Annotated in this window: 13 protein-coding genes; 5 read left to right on the plus strand and 8 right to left on the minus strand. The window is 65.0% G+C overall.

What is annotated here, in order from left to right; translation table 11 throughout:
- The first annotated feature begins 5 nt into the window (after positions 1-5).
- Entirely contained in the window at positions 6-1,214 is a 1,209-nt protein-coding gene (locus tag FDT80_RS03165) for a beta-ketoacyl-[acyl-carrier-protein] synthase family protein (RefSeq protein ID WP_138660775.1), read from the plus strand.
- Positions 1,215-1,287: 73 nt separating this feature from the next.
- On the opposite strand, the gene FDT80_RS03170 is transcribed toward FDT80_RS03165, so the two are convergent.
- Positions 1,288-1,956, minus strand: coding sequence for an invasion associated locus B family protein (locus tag FDT80_RS03170; protein ID WP_138660776.1), 669 nt, complete (start codon positions 1,954-1,956; stop codon positions 1,288-1,290).
- A gap of 520 nt (positions 1,957-2,476) precedes the next feature.
- Between FDT80_RS03170 and FDT80_RS03175 the strand changes: the two genes are divergently transcribed.
- The gene (locus FDT80_RS03175) at positions 2,477-4,024 is read left to right on the plus strand and encodes a helicase HerA-like domain-containing protein (RefSeq protein WP_138660777.1); all 1,548 of its coding nucleotides are present in this window, start codon (positions 2,477-2,479) and stop codon (positions 4,022-4,024) included.
- A gap of 113 nt (positions 4,025-4,137) precedes the next feature.
- On the opposite strand, the gene FDT80_RS03180 is transcribed toward FDT80_RS03175, so the two are convergent.
- The 5 genes from FDT80_RS03180 to FDT80_RS03200 form a co-directional block, all read right to left on the minus strand.
- The gene (locus FDT80_RS03180) at positions 4,138-5,442 is read right to left on the minus strand and encodes a branched-chain amino acid ABC transporter permease (RefSeq protein WP_138660778.1); all 1,305 of its coding nucleotides are present in this window, start codon (positions 5,440-5,442) and stop codon (positions 4,138-4,140) included.
- Positions 5,439-6,449 (minus strand): branched-chain amino acid ABC transporter permease, encoded by a 1,011-nt coding sequence (locus FDT80_RS03185; RefSeq protein ID WP_138660779.1) that lies wholly within the window; start codon positions 6,447-6,449, stop codon positions 5,439-5,441. Before FDT80_RS03185 ends, FDT80_RS03180 begins: the two co-directional genes overlap by 4 nt.
- A 3-nt stretch (positions 6,450-6,452) precedes the next feature.
- Complete coding sequence (locus FDT80_RS03190) at positions 6,453-7,277, minus strand: ABC transporter ATP-binding protein (RefSeq protein WP_138660780.1); 825 nt, start codon at positions 7,275-7,277, stop codon at positions 6,453-6,455.
- 100 nt (positions 7,278-7,377) lie between these two features.
- Positions 7,378-8,160 (minus strand): ABC transporter ATP-binding protein, encoded by a 783-nt coding sequence (locus FDT80_RS03195; RefSeq protein ID WP_138660781.1) that lies wholly within the window; start codon positions 8,158-8,160, stop codon positions 7,378-7,380.
- A 126-nt stretch (positions 8,161-8,286) separates the two neighbouring features.
- The gene (locus tag FDT80_RS03200; protein ID WP_138660782.1) at positions 8,287-9,477 is read right to left on the minus strand and encodes an ABC transporter substrate-binding protein; all 1,191 of its coding nucleotides are present in this window, start codon (positions 9,475-9,477) and stop codon (positions 8,287-8,289) included.
- A 166-nt stretch (positions 9,478-9,643) separates the two neighbouring features.
- Between FDT80_RS03200 and FDT80_RS03205 the strand changes: the two genes are divergently transcribed.
- Complete coding sequence (locus FDT80_RS03205; protein ID WP_138660783.1) at positions 9,644-10,768, plus strand: PQQ-dependent sugar dehydrogenase; 1,125 nt, start codon at positions 9,644-9,646, stop codon at positions 10,766-10,768.
- Positions 10,769-10,842: 74 nt separating this feature from the next.
- Here FDT80_RS03205 and FDT80_RS03210 read toward each other — a convergent pair whose 3' ends face one another.
- Positions 10,843-11,847: a GlxA family transcriptional regulator gene (locus tag FDT80_RS03210; protein ID WP_138660784.1), complete on the minus strand. Its 1,005-nt coding sequence runs from the start codon at positions 11,845-11,847 to the stop codon at positions 10,843-10,845.
- A gap of 193 nt (positions 11,848-12,040) precedes the next feature.
- Here FDT80_RS03210 and FDT80_RS03215 point away from each other — a divergent pair, with 193 nt between their 5' ends.
- On the plus strand, positions 12,041-13,411 hold the full coding sequence (locus FDT80_RS03215; RefSeq protein ID WP_138660785.1) for a class II 3-deoxy-7-phosphoheptulonate synthase: 1,371 nt from the start codon (positions 12,041-12,043) through the stop codon (positions 13,409-13,411).
- Positions 13,412-13,507: 96 nt separating this feature from the next.
- On the opposite strand, the gene FDT80_RS03220 is transcribed toward FDT80_RS03215, so the two are convergent.
- Positions 13,508-14,215: a PAS domain-containing protein gene (locus FDT80_RS03220; RefSeq protein ID WP_138660786.1), complete on the minus strand. Its 708-nt coding sequence runs from the start codon at positions 14,213-14,215 to the stop codon at positions 13,508-13,510.
- A gap of 343 nt (positions 14,216-14,558) precedes the next feature.
- On the opposite strand from FDT80_RS03220, the gene FDT80_RS03225 reads away from it, so the two are divergent.
- A complete protein-coding gene (locus FDT80_RS03225) occupies positions 14,559-15,449 on the plus strand; it encodes a YicC/YloC family endoribonuclease (protein WP_138660787.1) in 891 nt (296 codons plus the stop codon).
- Position 15,450 lies beyond the last annotated feature (1 nt).

Below are 15,450 nucleotides of genomic sequence, written 5' to 3' on the forward strand. Positions count from 1 at the left end.
GCGGCATGAAACGCGTGGTCATCACCGGCGCCGGCACGATCAACGCGCTCGGGTATTCCGTGCCCGAAACACTGAACGCCATGCGCGAGGGTCGCTGCGGCATCGGACCGCTGGAATTGCGCGATATCGAGCGTTTGCAGATCCAGATCGGCGGACAGGTGCGCGGGTTCGAAGCCGAAGGCCGCTACAACCGGCAGCAGATGTCGCTGTATGACCGGTTCACGCAGTTCACGCTCGCCGCCGCGAAAGAGGCGATCGACCAATCGGGCCTTGGCTTTTCGGGCGAACTGGCCGCGAAATCGGGCGTGGTTCTTGGCACGGCGGGCGGCGGGGTCAGCACCTGGGACGACAATTACCGTGCGGTCTATGAAGAGGGCAAGAACCGGGTGCATCCCTTCGTGGTGCCCAAGCTGATGAACAACGCCGCCGCCAGCCACGTCAGCATCGCGCATAACCTCAAGGGACCGTCGTTCACCGTCTCGACCGCCTGCGCGTCGTCCAATCACGCGATGGCGCAGGCGTTTTCCATGGTCCGCTCGGGGATGGCGCCGGTCATGGTGACGGGCGGCTCAGAATCCATGCTGTGCTTTGGCGGGGTCAAGGCCTGGGAGGGGCTGCGCGTCATGTCGCGCGACGCCTGCCGTCCGTTTTCGGCCAATCGCAACGGCATGGTTCAGGGCGAAGGCGCGGGGGTCTTCGTGTTCGAGGAATACGACCACGCCCGCGCACGCGGGGCCGACATTCTGTGCGAAGTCGCCGGCTTTGCCATGTCGTCGGACGCCGCCGATATCGTGATGCCGTCGAAAAACGGCGCCGCGCGGGCAATGGCCGGCGCCCTCGCCGATGCGCGGATCAATCCCGAAGAGGTGGGTTACATCAACGCGCATGGCACCGGCACCGCGGCCAATGACAAGACCGAATGCGCCGCCGTGGCGGATGTCTTCGGGCCGCACGCCGACCGGCTCATGATCTCCTCGACAAAATCCATGCACGGGCACCTGATCGGCGGCACCGGCGCGGTAGAACTTCTGGCCTGCATCATGGCCCTGCGCGATGGCGTCATCGCGCCCACCATCGGCTACCAGGAGCCGGACCCCGAATGCGCGCTCGACGTGGTGCCCAATACCGCGCGCGACGCCAAGGTTTCCGTCGCCATGTCCAATGCCTTCGCCTTTGGCGGGATGAACGCGGTCGTCGCCCTGCGCGCGATCTGATCCGCGCCTACGACGAAAAAGGCCGCCGCGAAGGATCCACGACGGCCTTGATGTATTGTCGTCTGACCGGGGCTTACTGTTCGATCACCGACACCTTGTCATAGCTCGCGGTGAACCCGCTCAGCGACAGGGTCAGTTCTACGGTCTGATCGGGCGCGAGCGCCGGCACGATGCTGATCTTGGCTTCCGCGCCACGTTTGAACGCGCTGACGTCGGCCTCTGTCAGGCCAAGACGCACGTAGCAGCCGACCGGATTGCAAAACGCGAAGGGATAGCGCCGCGCCGATCCGCCATCGACGCGGATCGTCAACTGGTTGGGCAGCGCCGTTTCAAGCGGCACCACGATCGTCGCGCCGGCCTTGGCCTTGCCATCACCGGGCAGACGGAACAGCGAAAACTCGGCCACGGGCGTGCCCTGACCATCGTCCAGCAGCTGGTACATCTGGCAGGGGTCCGTCTCCTGCTCGGTCCGGATGCAGCGCATGTCCCAGGCGCCGATGACTTCCTTGGTATAGGGCTGTCCCAAGTCGGAGGCCTTGTCGGCATCCTCGCCCAGGCTCAGCTGGCTTTCGACCTCGGCCGCGGCACCGGTTTCCGGCGTCTGCGCAGGGGCGGGCGCCTCTGTCGTCGTATCGGTTTGCGTCGCATCGGTCTGCGTCGTCGCGGTCTGCGCCAGACCGGATGCGGCGCTTGCCAGCAGCGCAGCGGCGCAGAGCGGCAGAACAGTCAGAAATTTTTGCATGATCTTCCCAGTTTCTTTGCGTTTGACGCGCTCTACCATGTCACGTGCGCCATGTCAGGGCCGAAGCGTGCGTGGCGGTGATCATGCAGCAATTATTTGCTGGTCAAAAGAGACAATTCATGGCGAGCGAGGGCCGTCACGGGCACGAGATGCGACAGCGATTGCCACTGCGGATACCGGGGGCGTGAAAAACAAAAGAGGGCGCAAAACGCACCCTCTTTCACAGAATTTTATACTCCCCGTCGGACTGGCCGACTTATTGACGCAACGCTACGAAACCGCCCGGCACACGTCAACAGCTATTCCATCATTTTTGTGACCGCAGGCCGCTTTACCGGCCACGCGCCCAGATCATCCGCAAAAAAAGGGCCGCACCTTTTGGGGGCGCGGCCAGTCTGACAGGGAGGACATGCCCCGCGCCAAGGATCGCCACAGACGCAGGACATGGATTTACTATGGCCCTCAAAGGTTAAATTCGTATGCTCAACCGGCGCGGATCGAACAAAGGACACCCCAAGGCGTGACAACAGATATTTTCATCGGCGGCGGCGGGCCGGATTACGGCACAAAACAGTTCCTGAACATCGGATACGCCAACCGTCACGGGCTGATCGCGGGGGCCACGGGCACCGGCAAGACGGTGACCCTGCAAATCCTGGCCGAAGGTTTTGCCGCGCAGGGCGTGCCGGTCGTGCTGTCGGATGTCAAAGGGGATCTGTCGGGGCTCGCCAAGAGCGGAAGCGCCGATCACAAGCTGCACACCCCCTTCACGGAACGCGCCGCCACCATCGGCTTCGACGATTTCGCCTATGACGCGTTCCCGGTGACGTTCTGGGATCTTTTCGGTGAACAGGGCCATCCCGTCCGCACCACGGTGGCCGAAATGGGGCCGCTTTTGTTGGCGCGCCTGCTGGAGCTGACCGAAGCGCAGGAAGGCGTGCTGAATATCGCCTTCCGCGTCGCCGACGAGGACGGCCTGCCGCTTCTCGATCTCAAGGACCTGCAGGCCTTGCTGGTCTGGATCGGCGAGAACGCCCGCGATCTGTCGCTGCGCTACGGCAATGTCTCCGGCGCGTCCATCGGGGCGATCCAGCGGCGGCTGCTCGTGTTGGAAAACCAGGGCGGCAGCCAACTGTTCGGCGAACCCGCGCTGGAGCTGTCGGACCTCATGCGCCTCGATCCGCAGGGCCGGGGGCAGATCAATATCCTCGCGGCCGACCAGTTGATGCAGGCGCCGGGCCTCTACGCCACCTTTTTGCTGTGGCTGCTGTCGGAACTGTTCGAGGAACTGCCCGAGGTGGGCGACCCCGACAAGCCCAGGCTGGTCTTCTTCTTCGACGAGGCGCATCTGCTGTTCGACGACGCGCCCAAGGCGCTGGTCGACAAGGTCGAGCAGGTCGCGCGGCTGATCCGCTCCAAGGGCGTAGGGGTCTATTTCATCACCCAGAACCCCGCCGATGTGCCCGATGACATCCTCGGCCAGCTTGGCAACCGCATCCAGCACGCCTTGCGCGCCTTTACCGCCAAGGACCAGAAGGAACTGCGCCTGGCCGCACGAACCTACCGCGACAACCCGCGGTTCGACACCGAAGAGGCCATCCGCGAGGTCGGCGTCGGCGAAGCCGTCACCTCGATGCTGCAAAGAAAGGGGGTGCCGGGCGTGGTCGAAAGGACGCTGATCCGCCCGCCATCCTCGCAACTGGGCCCGATCACCCCGGCCGAGCGCGCCGCCGTGATGGCCGCATCCCCGATGGCCGGAAAATACGACAGGCCGCTGGATCGCCAAAGCGCGTTCGAGATGCTCAGACACCGCGCCGAGGAGGCCGCCCTTCAGGCCGCGAAAGCCGAGGACGCCGCCGAAGAGGCCAAGGAAGCGGCCGCGCGAGAATTCAATTCCGCCCGACGCTATTCCGGGACGGGCGTGCCACGGTCATCGTCGCGCCGGTCCTCCCGCGACGCGGGCGGCTTCGGCGCGGCGATGGCCCAGGTGGTGATGAAAGAACTCAAGGGCACCACCGGCCGCCGCATCGTCCGCGGCATCCTCGGAGGTCTGTTCAAAGGGCGCTGATGGCCCTTCCAAAGGGCGGAAATACCGCCGCCGGAGGCAAGATACTCCTTGGCGCTCCGGGCTGTCCGGCAGCGATCCGCCGCAGCGACGCAAGACCGCTGCGGCCCCGTGCCTCATCTCTCCGGGATCAACCCGCGCGGGCTGAACCGCAGCACCAATAGCAGCACCAGGCCCATCGTCAGCAGGCGCATATGCGCCGCGCTTTCGATAAGATGCGCCTTGATCGGGCTGCCATCGGCCATGCCGGAAGTTACGAGTTCCATCACGAACAGGCCCATCGGTTCCACCTGCACCCACAGAAACCAGATCAGGAACCCGCCCAGCACCGAGCCAAGGTTATTGCCCGATCCGCCGACGATCACCATCACCCAGACCAGGAAGGTGAAGCGCAGCGGCTGATAGGTGCCCGGCGTCAACTGGCCATCCAGCGTGGTCATCATCGCCCCCGCGATTCCGCAGACGGCAGAGCCCAGGATAAAGACCTGCAAATGCCGCTTGGTCACGTCCTTGCCCATTGCCTCGGCGGCGACCTCGTTGTCGCGGATGGCGCGCATCATGCGTCCCCAGGGGCTGTGCAACGCGCGCTGGCTCAGCCACAACAACAGCACCAGCACCACGGCGAACAGCCCGGCATAGGCGATTTTCACGAACAGCGTCGAGGCGGTGACCGCATCCATGCCGTAGCCCGCCGCGCGTTCGACAAACGCGGGGTCGTTCTGCAGGTCGATCTCGTAGGGTGTCGGGCGGGGCAGGCCGACGACATTCTTGACGCCGCGCGACAGCCAGTCCTCGTTTTTCAGAATGGCGATGATGATCTCGGCGATGCCCAGCGTCGCGATGGCCAGGTAATCGGACCGCAGCCCCAGCGCCGTCTTGCCGATGATCCACGCGGCCCCCGCCGCCAGCAGCCCGCCCACCGGCCAGGCCAGGATCACGGGCAGGCCAAGCCCGCCAAGATATCCGGTGCCCGCCGGGTTGACCGCCTCGACCGCATCCACCGCCGGATCGAATATCGCGCGATAGACAAAGAACCCGCCCACGATCAGCACCAGCACCGCCACCGTGCGCAGATGGCCGGGTTTCATGCGCGTCATCACCTGCACCGCGGCCCAGATCGTCGCCGCCCCCATCAAGAGCGCCGCGATCACACCGCCGCCGCCCGCGGCCCAGGCTTCGGTGGTGGGCGGCATCGACACCAGAACCGCCGCCAGCCCGCCAAGCGCCACGAACCCCATGATCCCGACGTTGAACAGCCCGGCAAAGCCCCATTGCAGGTTCACGCCCAGGGCCATGATCGCCGAAATCAACCCCATGTTGAGGATCAACAGCGCCGTATTCCAGCTTTGAGTAAAGCCGGTATAGGCGATCATCACGCCGACGATACCAAACAGCAGGGTGTTCTTGAGCGCGGAGTTCATACCGATTTCCCCTTGAAAAGACCCGTAGGCTTGATCAGCAGCACGATCAGCAGAATGACAAAACTCACCGCCAGCTTGTAATCCGTGGACAGCAATTGCAGCAATCCATCGGGGGCAAGGCTGTCCGGCAGCACGTACCCGGCCACCTTCTTCCACGCATAGGTCACCGTGACCTCCGAAAAGGCGATGACGAACCCGCCCGCGATCGCCCCCAGCGGGTTGCCGAGGCCGCCGACGATGGCGCTGGCAAAGATCGGCAGCAGCAGTTGGAAGTAGGTGAACGGCTTGAAGGATTTGTCCAGCCCGTAAAGCACGCCCGCAATCGTCGCCAGCCCCGCGACGATCAGCCAGGTGATCATCACCACGCGTTCGGGATTGATGCCCGACAGCAGCGCCAGATCCTCGTTGTCGGAATAGGCGCGCATGGATTTGCCCGTGCGCGTACGGTTGAGAAACCAAAACAGCAGCGCCACGACGATCACGGCGGTCACCACCGTGATGCCCTGCGTTGTCTTGATCGCCAGACCCTCCTCAAGCCCGGTCATCGCCTTGAAGGTCCGCGCCGACACGATAAACCGCTCGCCGTCCAGAAAATTCTGATCGTCCGGCCCGATGATGAAGCGCACCAGACCGTTGAGAATGAAGGTCACCCCGAGCGACACGATCACGAGGATCACCGGCTTGGCCTTTTGCGCGCGATAGAACCGATACACCATGCGATCCGTCGCCAGCACCAGCCCCATCGTCCCGAGAATGCCGAACGGCAGCGCAAGCAGCGCGGTCGGCAGCACCCCAAGGCTGATACCCCAGGATTGGAACAGCCATGTCACCAGCACCGTGACCATCGCACCAAAGGACATCGTGTCGCCGTGGGCGAAATTCGAGAACCGCAGGATGCCATAGATCAGCGTCACGCCAAGCGCGCCAAGCGCCAGTTGGCTGCCATAGGCCATTGCCGGCACGATCACGTAATTGGAAAGTGCGATGAATGCGTTGAGAAGGTCCATGCTTCAGCCCCCGAGGAAAGATTTGCGCACTTCGGGGTCTTCCAGCAGGTCCTTGCCGCTGCCCGAATAAGCGTTGCGCCCCTGCACCAGGACATAGCCCTTGTCGGCGATCTCAAGCGCCTGGCGCGCGTTCTGCTCGACCATCAGAATGGGGATGCCGGTGCGCGCCACCTCGATGATGCGGTCGAACAGCTCGTCCATCACGATGGGGCTCACGCCCGCGGTGGGCTCGTCCAGCATCAGCACCTTGGGCTGCGTCATCAACGCGCGCCCGACGGCCACCTGCTGCCGCTGCCCGCCGGACAATTCGCCCGCCGGCTGCAACCGCTTGTCCTTGAGGATCGGAAACAGGTCATAGACCTGCGCCATCGTATCGCGGAAATCGTCGCGCCGGATGAACGCCCCCATCTCGAGGTTTTCCTCGACCGTGAGCGACGTGAAGATATTCGAGGTCTGCGGCACAAAGCCCATCCCCTTGGCCACCCGGTCCTGCGGGCTCAGCGCGGTTATGTCCTCGCCGTCCAGCCGCACCTGGCCTTGGCGCACGTCAAGCATGCCAAAGACCGCCTTCATCGCCGTCGACTTGCCCGCGCCATTGGGGCCCACGATGACCGCGATCTCGCCGCGGTCCACGGCGATCGTGCAGTCATGCAAGATATCCGGACCGGCGCCGTAGCCGCCCGTCATCGCCTCGCCGATCAGAAAGGGCCCACCGGGCACGGGGCGCGCCGGACCGCGCGACTTGACCGGCCGGGCCGTGCCCTGGCCATGCGGATTGGTGATCGACGCGTCCTTGTTGCCGCGGTCGCCGTAAGGATCGCTGCTCATGCCTGTCCCATTTCTTTAGGTTCCAAATACTCCGGGGTTTGGGGCAGCGCCCCAATCGGGTCCGGCCTCGCGCCGCGCGCACGGGTGACGTGACACCCGCTCATGCGCCCACCTTGTCCTTGTTCTTCAGCCCGGTGCCCAGATACGCCTCGATCACCTGCTCGTTGGCCTTGATCTCGTCCAGCGTCCCTTCGGCCAGCACCTTGCCCTCCGCCATGCAGATCACCGGGTCGCACAGGCGTCCGATGAAATCCATGTCGTGCTCGATCACCACAAAGGTATACCCGCGCTCCTCGTTCAGCCGGATGATCGCATCGCCGATCGTGTTGAGCAGCGTCCGGTTCACCCCCGCGCCGACCTCGTCGAGGAACACGATCCGCGCGTCCACCATCATGGTGCGTCCCAGTTCCAGCAGCTTCTTTTGCCCGCCGGATATCTGACCGGCCTTGTGATCGGCCAGATGCTCGACCGTCAGGAACTCCAGCACTTCGTCGGCCTTGGCGCGCAGCGCGCGCTCCTGGTCGGCGATGCGCCTGCGACCGAACCACGTGTTCCACAGCGTCTCGCCCGCCTGGTCGCCCGGCACCATCATCAGGTTCTCACGGCAGGTCATCGACGAGAATTCATGCGCGATCTGAAAGGTGCGCAGCAGCCCCTTGTGGAACAGGTCATGCGGCGGCAGCCCGGTGATATCCTCGCCTGCCATCGTCACCCGCCCGGACGTGGGTTTAAGAACGCCCGCGATCACGTTGAAAAGGGTTGTCTTTCCCGCGCCATTCGGCCCGATCAGCCCGGTGATCGACCCCTGTTCGATGCGCAGTGTCGCACCGTCCACGGCGTGAAAGCCGCCGAAGTGTTTGTGAATGTCGTCCACGACAATCATATGATGTATCCCCGTCGGGCGCGCTGGTTCCGCGCCATGTCGCACGCGATTTTCGCGCTTGGTTTTATTGAAACAGCCCGAAGCATAAGCACGCCCCGGGCTGTTCTGTGTCACGCGGCCAGGGGCTTACTTGAAGCCGATGGTCTCGTTCTTGCCGTCCTTGACCTCGATCAGGCGGTAGGTGCCCGCGCTCTCGCCCGGTCCGATCAGCTCGACCGCCGATGCGCCGACATAGTCGATGTCGGTGCCGGCCTTGATCAGCTCAAGCGCCTTGGCCAGCTCGCCGGGATAGATCTTTTCGCCGGGCGCGTTGGCCACGTCGAGGATCTTGCCCGCATACTCCGCCGGGTCCATCGACCCTGCCGCCTGCATCGCCAGCATGAACAGCGCCGCCGCGTCATAGCTTTCGGGCGTGTAGGGCGATGTCGCGTCGAACGCGTCGCCGGCCATGGCCGTCAGCTTTTCGATGCCTTCGCCGCCCGAGCCCGCGATCTGGCCATAGGAGCCATCCAGCGGTGCGCCCACATTGGCGGGCAGGCTGTCGCCGATCATCCCGCCGGGCAGGCCGAACGTATCGAATGCGCCGGTGTCGAGCGCCGCGTTGATGATGCCCAGGCCACCCTGGTCCAGGTATCCCGCCACCACGAGGATATCGCCACCGGCCGAGGCCAGCGCGCCCATCTCGGCGGAATAGTCGGCCTTGCCGTCCTCATGCGCGGCCACGATCGTCACTTCGCCGCCCGCGGCCTTGAAGTTGCTCTCGATCGCATCGGCCAGACCCTTGCCGTAGTCGTTGTTGGTATAGGTCAGCGCGATGGATTTCACGCCGCGGTCCATCAGGACTTCGGCCATCACTTCGCCTTCGCGCGCATCCGACGGTGCCGTACGGAAGAACAGCCCGTTGTCTTCGACCGTGGTCAGGCCGGGCGATGTGGCGGAGGGCGAAATCATCACCATGCCGTTGGGGATCGCCACGTTCTGCAGGATCGCCCCTGTCACGCCGGAACAGTCGCCACCGATCAGGCCGTTGACGCCCTCGGCAATCAGACGCTCGCCGTTCGACGTGCTCAGGCCGTTGTCGATGCAACCGGTGTCGGCGCGGATCGGTGTGACAGTGGCGCCATCCAACAGCATTCCACTGTCGGTGACTTCCTTCATGGCCAGCTCTGCACCGGCGGCCATCGGGCCGGTCAGCGATTCAATCGGGCCGGTGAAGCCGATCAGAATTCCCAGTTTCACTTCTTTTGCATGGCCCGCCGCAAAGGCGTTCGTGGCCAGCAGTGCCGCGGCCGTTGTGGCCATAAGCATCTTCTTCATGTGGTCTCTCCCGTGTTGGAACTTAACGTTCGGAGCGGAGCCTATGCGTGATGATCTTAAAAGAAAAGCGTAATCCTGCGCCGCGCGGACACACCGGCTCGTGACTGGACGCAGGCGGGCGCGCTCCTATCTTTTTAAAGACGGATGACGACAGCAGGAGCCCGCGATGACCCAAGCCACAGCCACCCTGATCCCCAGAACCCTGGCGGCCCTCGCCCTGGCGTGTCTTGGCCTGGCCCCTCCGGCCGCCGCACTCGAAACAAGCGCGGGCGAGGTCACGCTCTCGCCCGTGATCACCGGCCTCGACGCGCCCTGGGCGCTTGCGCACCTGCCGGACGGCGGCGCGCTCGTCACCGAACGCGGCGGCCGCCTGCTGCTGTGGCGCGACGGTCGCACGCAGGTGGTCGCCGGCGCACCGGACGTCGCCGCGATCGGGCAGGGCGGATTGCTCGATGTGACCCTCGCGCGCGACTTCGCCACCACCCGCACCGTGTTTCTCACCTATGCCAAACCCCAGGGGCGCGGCAGCGGCACCGCCATGGCAAAGGCCCGCCTGTCGCCCGATGGCGATCGCCTGACCGCCCTGACCGAGCTGTTCGCGATGTCTCCCGGCTCCAGCGGCGGACGCCATTTCGGCAGCCGCGTGGTCGAGGCGCGCGACGGCACCCTGTTCGTCACCATCGGGGATCGTGGCGACCGACCCGCCGCCCAGGACCTGTCGCGTCACAACGGATCGATCGTGCGCGTCACCCGCGACGGCGCGGTGCCCGCCGACAACCCCTTCGTCGGGCAACCCGGCGTCCGGCCCGAGATCTGGTCCTATGGCCACCGCAATCCACAGGGCGCCGGCCTCGCACCCGATGGCACGCTCTGGACGGCGGAACACGGCGCGCGGGGCGGCGACGAGGTCAACCGCATCACACCCGGCACCAACTACGGCTGGCCGGTGATCTCTTTCGGGCGGCATTATTCCGGCGCCCGGATCGGCGAGGGCACATCGAAACCCGGCATGGCGCAACCCGCGATGTACTGGGATCCCTCGATCGCGCCCTCGGGGCTTTTGGTCTATGACGGCGCGATGTTCCCCGACTGGCGCGGCGACCTCTTCGTGGGATCGCTCAAGTTCAACTACATCTCGCGGATCGAGGTCAGCGGCGACAGCGCCCGCGAGGTCGAGCAGATCGCCTCGCCCGAAACCGCCCGCGTGCGCGACATCCAGCAGGCGCCCGACGGCAGCATCTGGTTCATTTCAGTGGGCAACGGCACGATATACCGTCTCGCCACCCCCTGATCTTCTTGGGGTCGGAAATACTCCCGCCGGAGGCATAGGCGACGCCGAAGGCGGCGCACACAAAGACCGGGCGCTTAGAACGACAGCCGCGCGGCATGGCTGCCGCGCTCGCGGTAGGGCGTGGTGTCGTAATGCGCCCGGTAGCACTTCGAGAAATGCGAGGGCGAGGCAAAACCGCAGGCAAGCGCCACGTTTATCACGCTCATGTCGGTCTGCATCAGCAGGTTGCGCGCCTTTTGCAGCCGCAGTTCCATGTAATAGCGCTTCGGGCTGCGGTTGAGATACCGCCGGAACAGCCGCTCGAGCTGCCGGGTGCTCATGCCGACGTCCTTGGCCAGGATCGACGGGCTGATCGGCTCCTCGATGTGGCTTTCCATCATCTGGATGACCTGGCTCAGCTTGGGATGCCGGACACCGATCCGCGTCGGCACGCTCAGCCGCTGGGTGTCCTGATCGGTGCGGATCGACGAATAGATCAGCTGGTCGGCCACCGCATTGGCCAGATCCTCGCCCTGCTGATCGGCAATCAGCTTGAGCATCAGGTCGATCGACGATGTCCCCCCCGCCGTGGTGATGCGGTTGCCGTCGACCACGAAGACCGACTTCGTGAGGTTCACATCCTCGAATTCCTCGGCAAAGCTGTCCTGGTTCTCCCAGTGGATCGTCGCCTTCTTGCCGTCCAGCAGCCCGGCCTTGGCCAGCGAATAGGCCGCGGTGCACAATCCGCCCACCACAAGCCCCTTGCGGGCCTCGCGGCGCAACCAGCCCAACAGCCGCTTGGTGGTCGCCGCCTGCACGTCGATGCCGCCGCAAAGCATCACGACATCATCGCGCGACAATTCATCCAGATCGCCATCCAGCTTGAATACCGTGCCCGCCGAACAGCGCACGAAATCGCCGCCTTCGCCGACCAGCCGCCATTGATAAAGCTCGCGGCCCGCCATGCGGTTGGCGATGCGCAGGCTCTCCAGCGCCGCCGCGAAGCACAGCATGGTGAAATCTTCGAGCAGTACAAATACGAACCGCTTCGGCTTGTCCGCAGCGGTCGGCGTTCGGGAGGCTGGACGCGGGTCTGCCATCGCGGGTCCCTTCGTAAGGTATTACCAACCCTCGCGCAGCGTCGCACAAGGGCTTGCCGGACCTTGGTCACGCTCGTCAAGCGACGTCAAGTGGTCGCAAATCGGATATGGTCACGCCTGTGCAGCTTTTGTATAGAAGGAACCGCAGCTTCGCCTATTCCGGGTGGACTGGCCCAACGACCGGAGACACACCATGAGCGATTGGACAAAATCAAGCTGGCGCAGCAAGCCCCGGATCCAGATGCCCGAGTATCCCGATCAGGACGCGTTGCACGCGGTCGAGGCACAGTTGTCGAAATTTCCGCTCCTGGTCTTCGCCGGTGAAGCGCGCCGTCTGAAACGGCACCTGGCCGCCGCCGGCCGCGGCGAGGCGTTCTTGCTGCAGGGCGGCGATTGCGCCGAAAGCTTCGAGCAGTTCAGCTCGGACGCCATTCGCGACACCTTCAAGATCATGCTGCAGATGGCGATCGTGCTGACGCATGGCGCCAAGGTGCCGGTGATCAAGGTGGGCCGCATGGCCGGACAATTCGCCAAACCGCGCTCGGCCCCGACCGAGGTCGTCGGGGGTGTCGAGCTGCCCAGCTACCGCGGCGACATCATCAACGAGCTTGAATTCACGCCCCAGGCGCGGATCCCCGATCCCGCCAAGATGCTGCGCGCCTATACCCAGGCCGCCGCCACGCTGAACCTCATCCGGGCCTTCTCCACGGGCGGCTACGCCGATGTCCACCAGGTCCACGCCTGGACGCTCGGCTTTACCGAGGGCGAAAAGGCCGAACGCTACCGCGAGATCGCCAACCGCATCACCGACACGCTGGATTTCATGTCCGCCGCCGGGGTCACGTCGGAAACCGCGCACACGCTGCAATCGGTCGAATTCTATACCAGCCACGAATCCCTGCTGCTCGAATACGAAGAGGCGCTGACCCGTGTGGACAGCACCACCGGCAAATGGCTGGCAGGCTCCGGTCACATGATCTGGATCGGCGATCGCACCCGTCAGCCCGATGGCGCGCATGTCGAATTCGCGCGCGGCGTGCAGAACCCCATCGGCCTGAAATGCGGCCCCTCGATGACCGGCGACGACCTCAAGTCGCTGATGGCGACGCTCAACCCCGAAAACGAGCCGGGGCGCCTGACGCTGATCAACCGCTTCGGCGCGGGATCGGTGGGCGATCACCTGCCGCGCCTGATCAAGACCGTGCGGGAGGAGGGCGCAAACGTGACATGGGTCTGCGACGCGATGCACGGCAACACGATCAAGTCGTCCACCGGCTACAAGACCCGGCCGTTCGATTCGGTCCTGCGCGAAGTGCACGAGTTCTTTGGCGTCCATGCCGCCGAAGGCACCGTGCCGGGCGGAGTGCATTTCGAAATGACCGGGCAGGATGTGACCGAATGCACCGGCGGCGTGCGTGCGGTCAGCGACGAGGATCTCAGCGACCGGTATCACACCGCCTGCGATCCGCGCCTGAATGCCAGCCAGTCGCTGGAGCTGGCCTTTCTGGTGGCCGAGGAACTGTCCTCGCGTCGCGCGGCGACCCGCTCACAGGCCGCGAGCTGAGCCAGACGGCCCGGGACGTCATGAAAACGCCGCGTGGTTTCGACCGCGCGGCGTTTTTCGTACTCTCGGCAGGTCCGGATGCGCCGGGCCGCGGGGTCAGTCGTCGGATTTGACCAGCCGCAGGTACGGCGGCAGCGTTCGGCGCCCACCGGGCTCGAAGATCGCGCGCGGTTCGGAAAATCCGGTGGAGGGGGGCGGTGTTTCTTCTGCCGGGTCATCCGCCTCGGCAAAAGACACCGGGCCGGCACCAGCGTCCGGCGACGTCAGTGCCCGGACCGATGCCTGCACCATGTCGAAGCGGCAGGGCACCGCGCCCGGCTCGCCCAGCGCGACCACGCAGCCCAGGATGCGGCTGACATCGCCCAGATCGCTTTTCATCGGCAAGAGCACCATCTGCGCCGCGCGCGCGGGTTTGCCGACCGCGCCCGGACCGCTCAACCGCAGCGTGGCACTGGCGGGCCGCTCGAAGACCTCGGTCAACAGATCCGCGATCTGGCGGCGGCAGGCGGGCACGAACATCGACGACAACGGCATGCCGCGCACTTCCATGCCCATCAGATCGCTCAGATGGCTGCCGGCGATGCGCAGGCGCGCGATACCCGGCGCGATCCGCTCGACGATGAAGGCATACTCCAGCGCCCGTTCGATCCCCCGCGGATCGACGTCGGAGCGCTTGGGCATCACATCGCCGCCACGCAGGGCATCCCAATAGGCCTCGACCTGGGAGAGGGCTGAAAACCCGTTATCCGACTGAAAATCCATCATGCTCACGACATTCTGCGTCGTCGTTTCGTTAAAGTCCATTGTCTCCACCTCGGGCATCCCAACAATCGAGGGCACGGGGGGTGTGATCCGCGCGGCGGCATACCGCGTGGCGCAACCGGTGCCGCCCCCCGACTGACCGCAATCCTTCATTCCTGGTTGCCAGGATATTAACAGATCGCACCGCGCCGTCGTCCAACATCTTTAATTCTGGTTAATTCCCGGCGGACGCGGGGCCTGCGCCTCACGGTCGTCGCCTCGCGGGATTTGGTTGCAGATTGGCCGGTGTCGGGCTTGCCCCGGACGGTCAATCGGGCATAAGGCAGGGACAACATGCGTCCAGCCGTATTTCGACCCCGCGCACCGACCTGAAAGGATGTCCCACATGATCCGATCCATGACCGGCTTTGCCTCGGCCACGGGCGCGCTGCCCCCCCATAGCTGGAGCTGGGAATTGCGCGCGGTGAACGGCAAGGGCCTGGATCTGCGCCTGCGGGTGCCCGACTGGATCGACGGGCTGGAAACCGGTCTGCGCGCGCAATTGGTCAAGGTCGTGGCGCGCGGCAATGTCACCCTGTCGTTGCGGATCACGCGCGAAGACACCGGAGGCGCGCAGCGCGTGAACGCGGGGCAGCTCAATGCGGTGTTGAATGCCCTGGCCGAGATCGAGGCCCAGGCGATGGACAAGGGCGTGTCGCTCGCCCCCTCGACCGCGTCCCACATCATCGCCCTGCGCGGCGTGCTGGAGCAGACCACGACCCAGGACGACACCACCGCGCTGGCCAAGGTCCTGCATGCCGAATTCGCATCGCTGGTCGAGGCGTTCAACGACATGCGCCAAGCCGAGGGCGCGGCCCTGCAGGATGTGCTGGCCGCGCAGTTGACCGATATCGAGACCCTGACCACCACCGCCGCCGCCCAGGCAGAGGACCGCCGCGCCGACATGGCGCAGGCGCTGCGCCGCAACCTGGCACGGGTGATGGAGAACGCCGAGGGAGCCGACGAGGGCCGCGTGGCGCAGGAACTCGCGCTGATCGCGGTCAAGGCCGACGTCACCGAGGAGATCGACCGCCTGCGGTCGCATGTCGGGGCCGCGCGCGACCTGCTGGGGCAGGGCGGCCCGGTGGGGCGCAAGCTCGACTTCCTGATGCAGGAATTCAACCGCGAGGCAAACACCCTGTGCTCCAAGGCGCAAAGCAGCGCGCTGACCGGCACCGGGCTCGCGCTCAAGGCCGTCATCGACCAGATGCGCGAGCAAGTTCAGAATGTGGAGTGAT

Origin of the sequence: Sulfitobacter sabulilitoris (assembly GCF_005887615.1) — a bacterium.
GTDB lineage: Bacteria > Pseudomonadota > Alphaproteobacteria > Rhodobacterales > Rhodobacteraceae > Sulfitobacter_E > Sulfitobacter_E sabulilitoris.

Coding starts and splice junctions, on each gene's coding strand:
- FDT80_RS03165 (WP_138660775.1), top strand. CDS start 6: ATGAAACGCGTGGTCATCACCGGCGCCGGCACGATCAACGCGCTCGGG.
- FDT80_RS03170 (WP_138660776.1), bottom strand. CDS start 1,956: ATGCAAAAATTTCTGACTGTTCTGCCGCTCTGCGCCGCTGCGCTGCTG.
- FDT80_RS03180 (WP_138660778.1), bottom strand. CDS start 5,442: ATGAACTCCGCGCTCAAGAACACCCTGCTGTTTGGTATCGTCGGCGTG.
- FDT80_RS03185 (WP_138660779.1), bottom strand. CDS start 6,449: ATGGACCTTCTCAACGCATTCATCGCACTTTCCAATTACGTGATCGTG.
- FDT80_RS03190 (WP_138660780.1), bottom strand. CDS start 7,277: ATGAGCAGCGATCCTTACGGCGACCGCGGCAACAAGGACGCGTCGATC.
- FDT80_RS03195 (WP_138660781.1), bottom strand. CDS start 8,160: ATGATTGTCGTGGACGACATTCACAAACACTTCGGCGGCTTTCACGCC.
- FDT80_RS03200 (WP_138660782.1), bottom strand. CDS start 9,477: ATGAAGAAGATGCTTATGGCCACAACGGCCGCGGCACTGCTGGCCACG.
- FDT80_RS03205 (WP_138660783.1), top strand. CDS start 9,644: ATGACCCAAGCCACAGCCACCCTGATCCCCAGAACCCTGGCGGCCCTC.
- FDT80_RS03210 (WP_138660784.1), bottom strand. CDS start 11,847: ATGGCAGACCCGCGTCCAGCCTCCCGAACGCCGACCGCTGCGGACAAG.
- FDT80_RS03215 (WP_138660785.1), top strand. CDS start 12,041: ATGAGCGATTGGACAAAATCAAGCTGGCGCAGCAAGCCCCGGATCCAG.
- FDT80_RS03220 (WP_138660786.1), bottom strand. CDS start 14,215: ATGGACTTTAACGAAACGACGACGCAGAATGTCGTGAGCATGATGGAT.
- FDT80_RS03225 (WP_138660787.1), top strand. CDS start 14,559: ATGATCCGATCCATGACCGGCTTTGCCTCGGCCACGGGCGCGCTGCCC.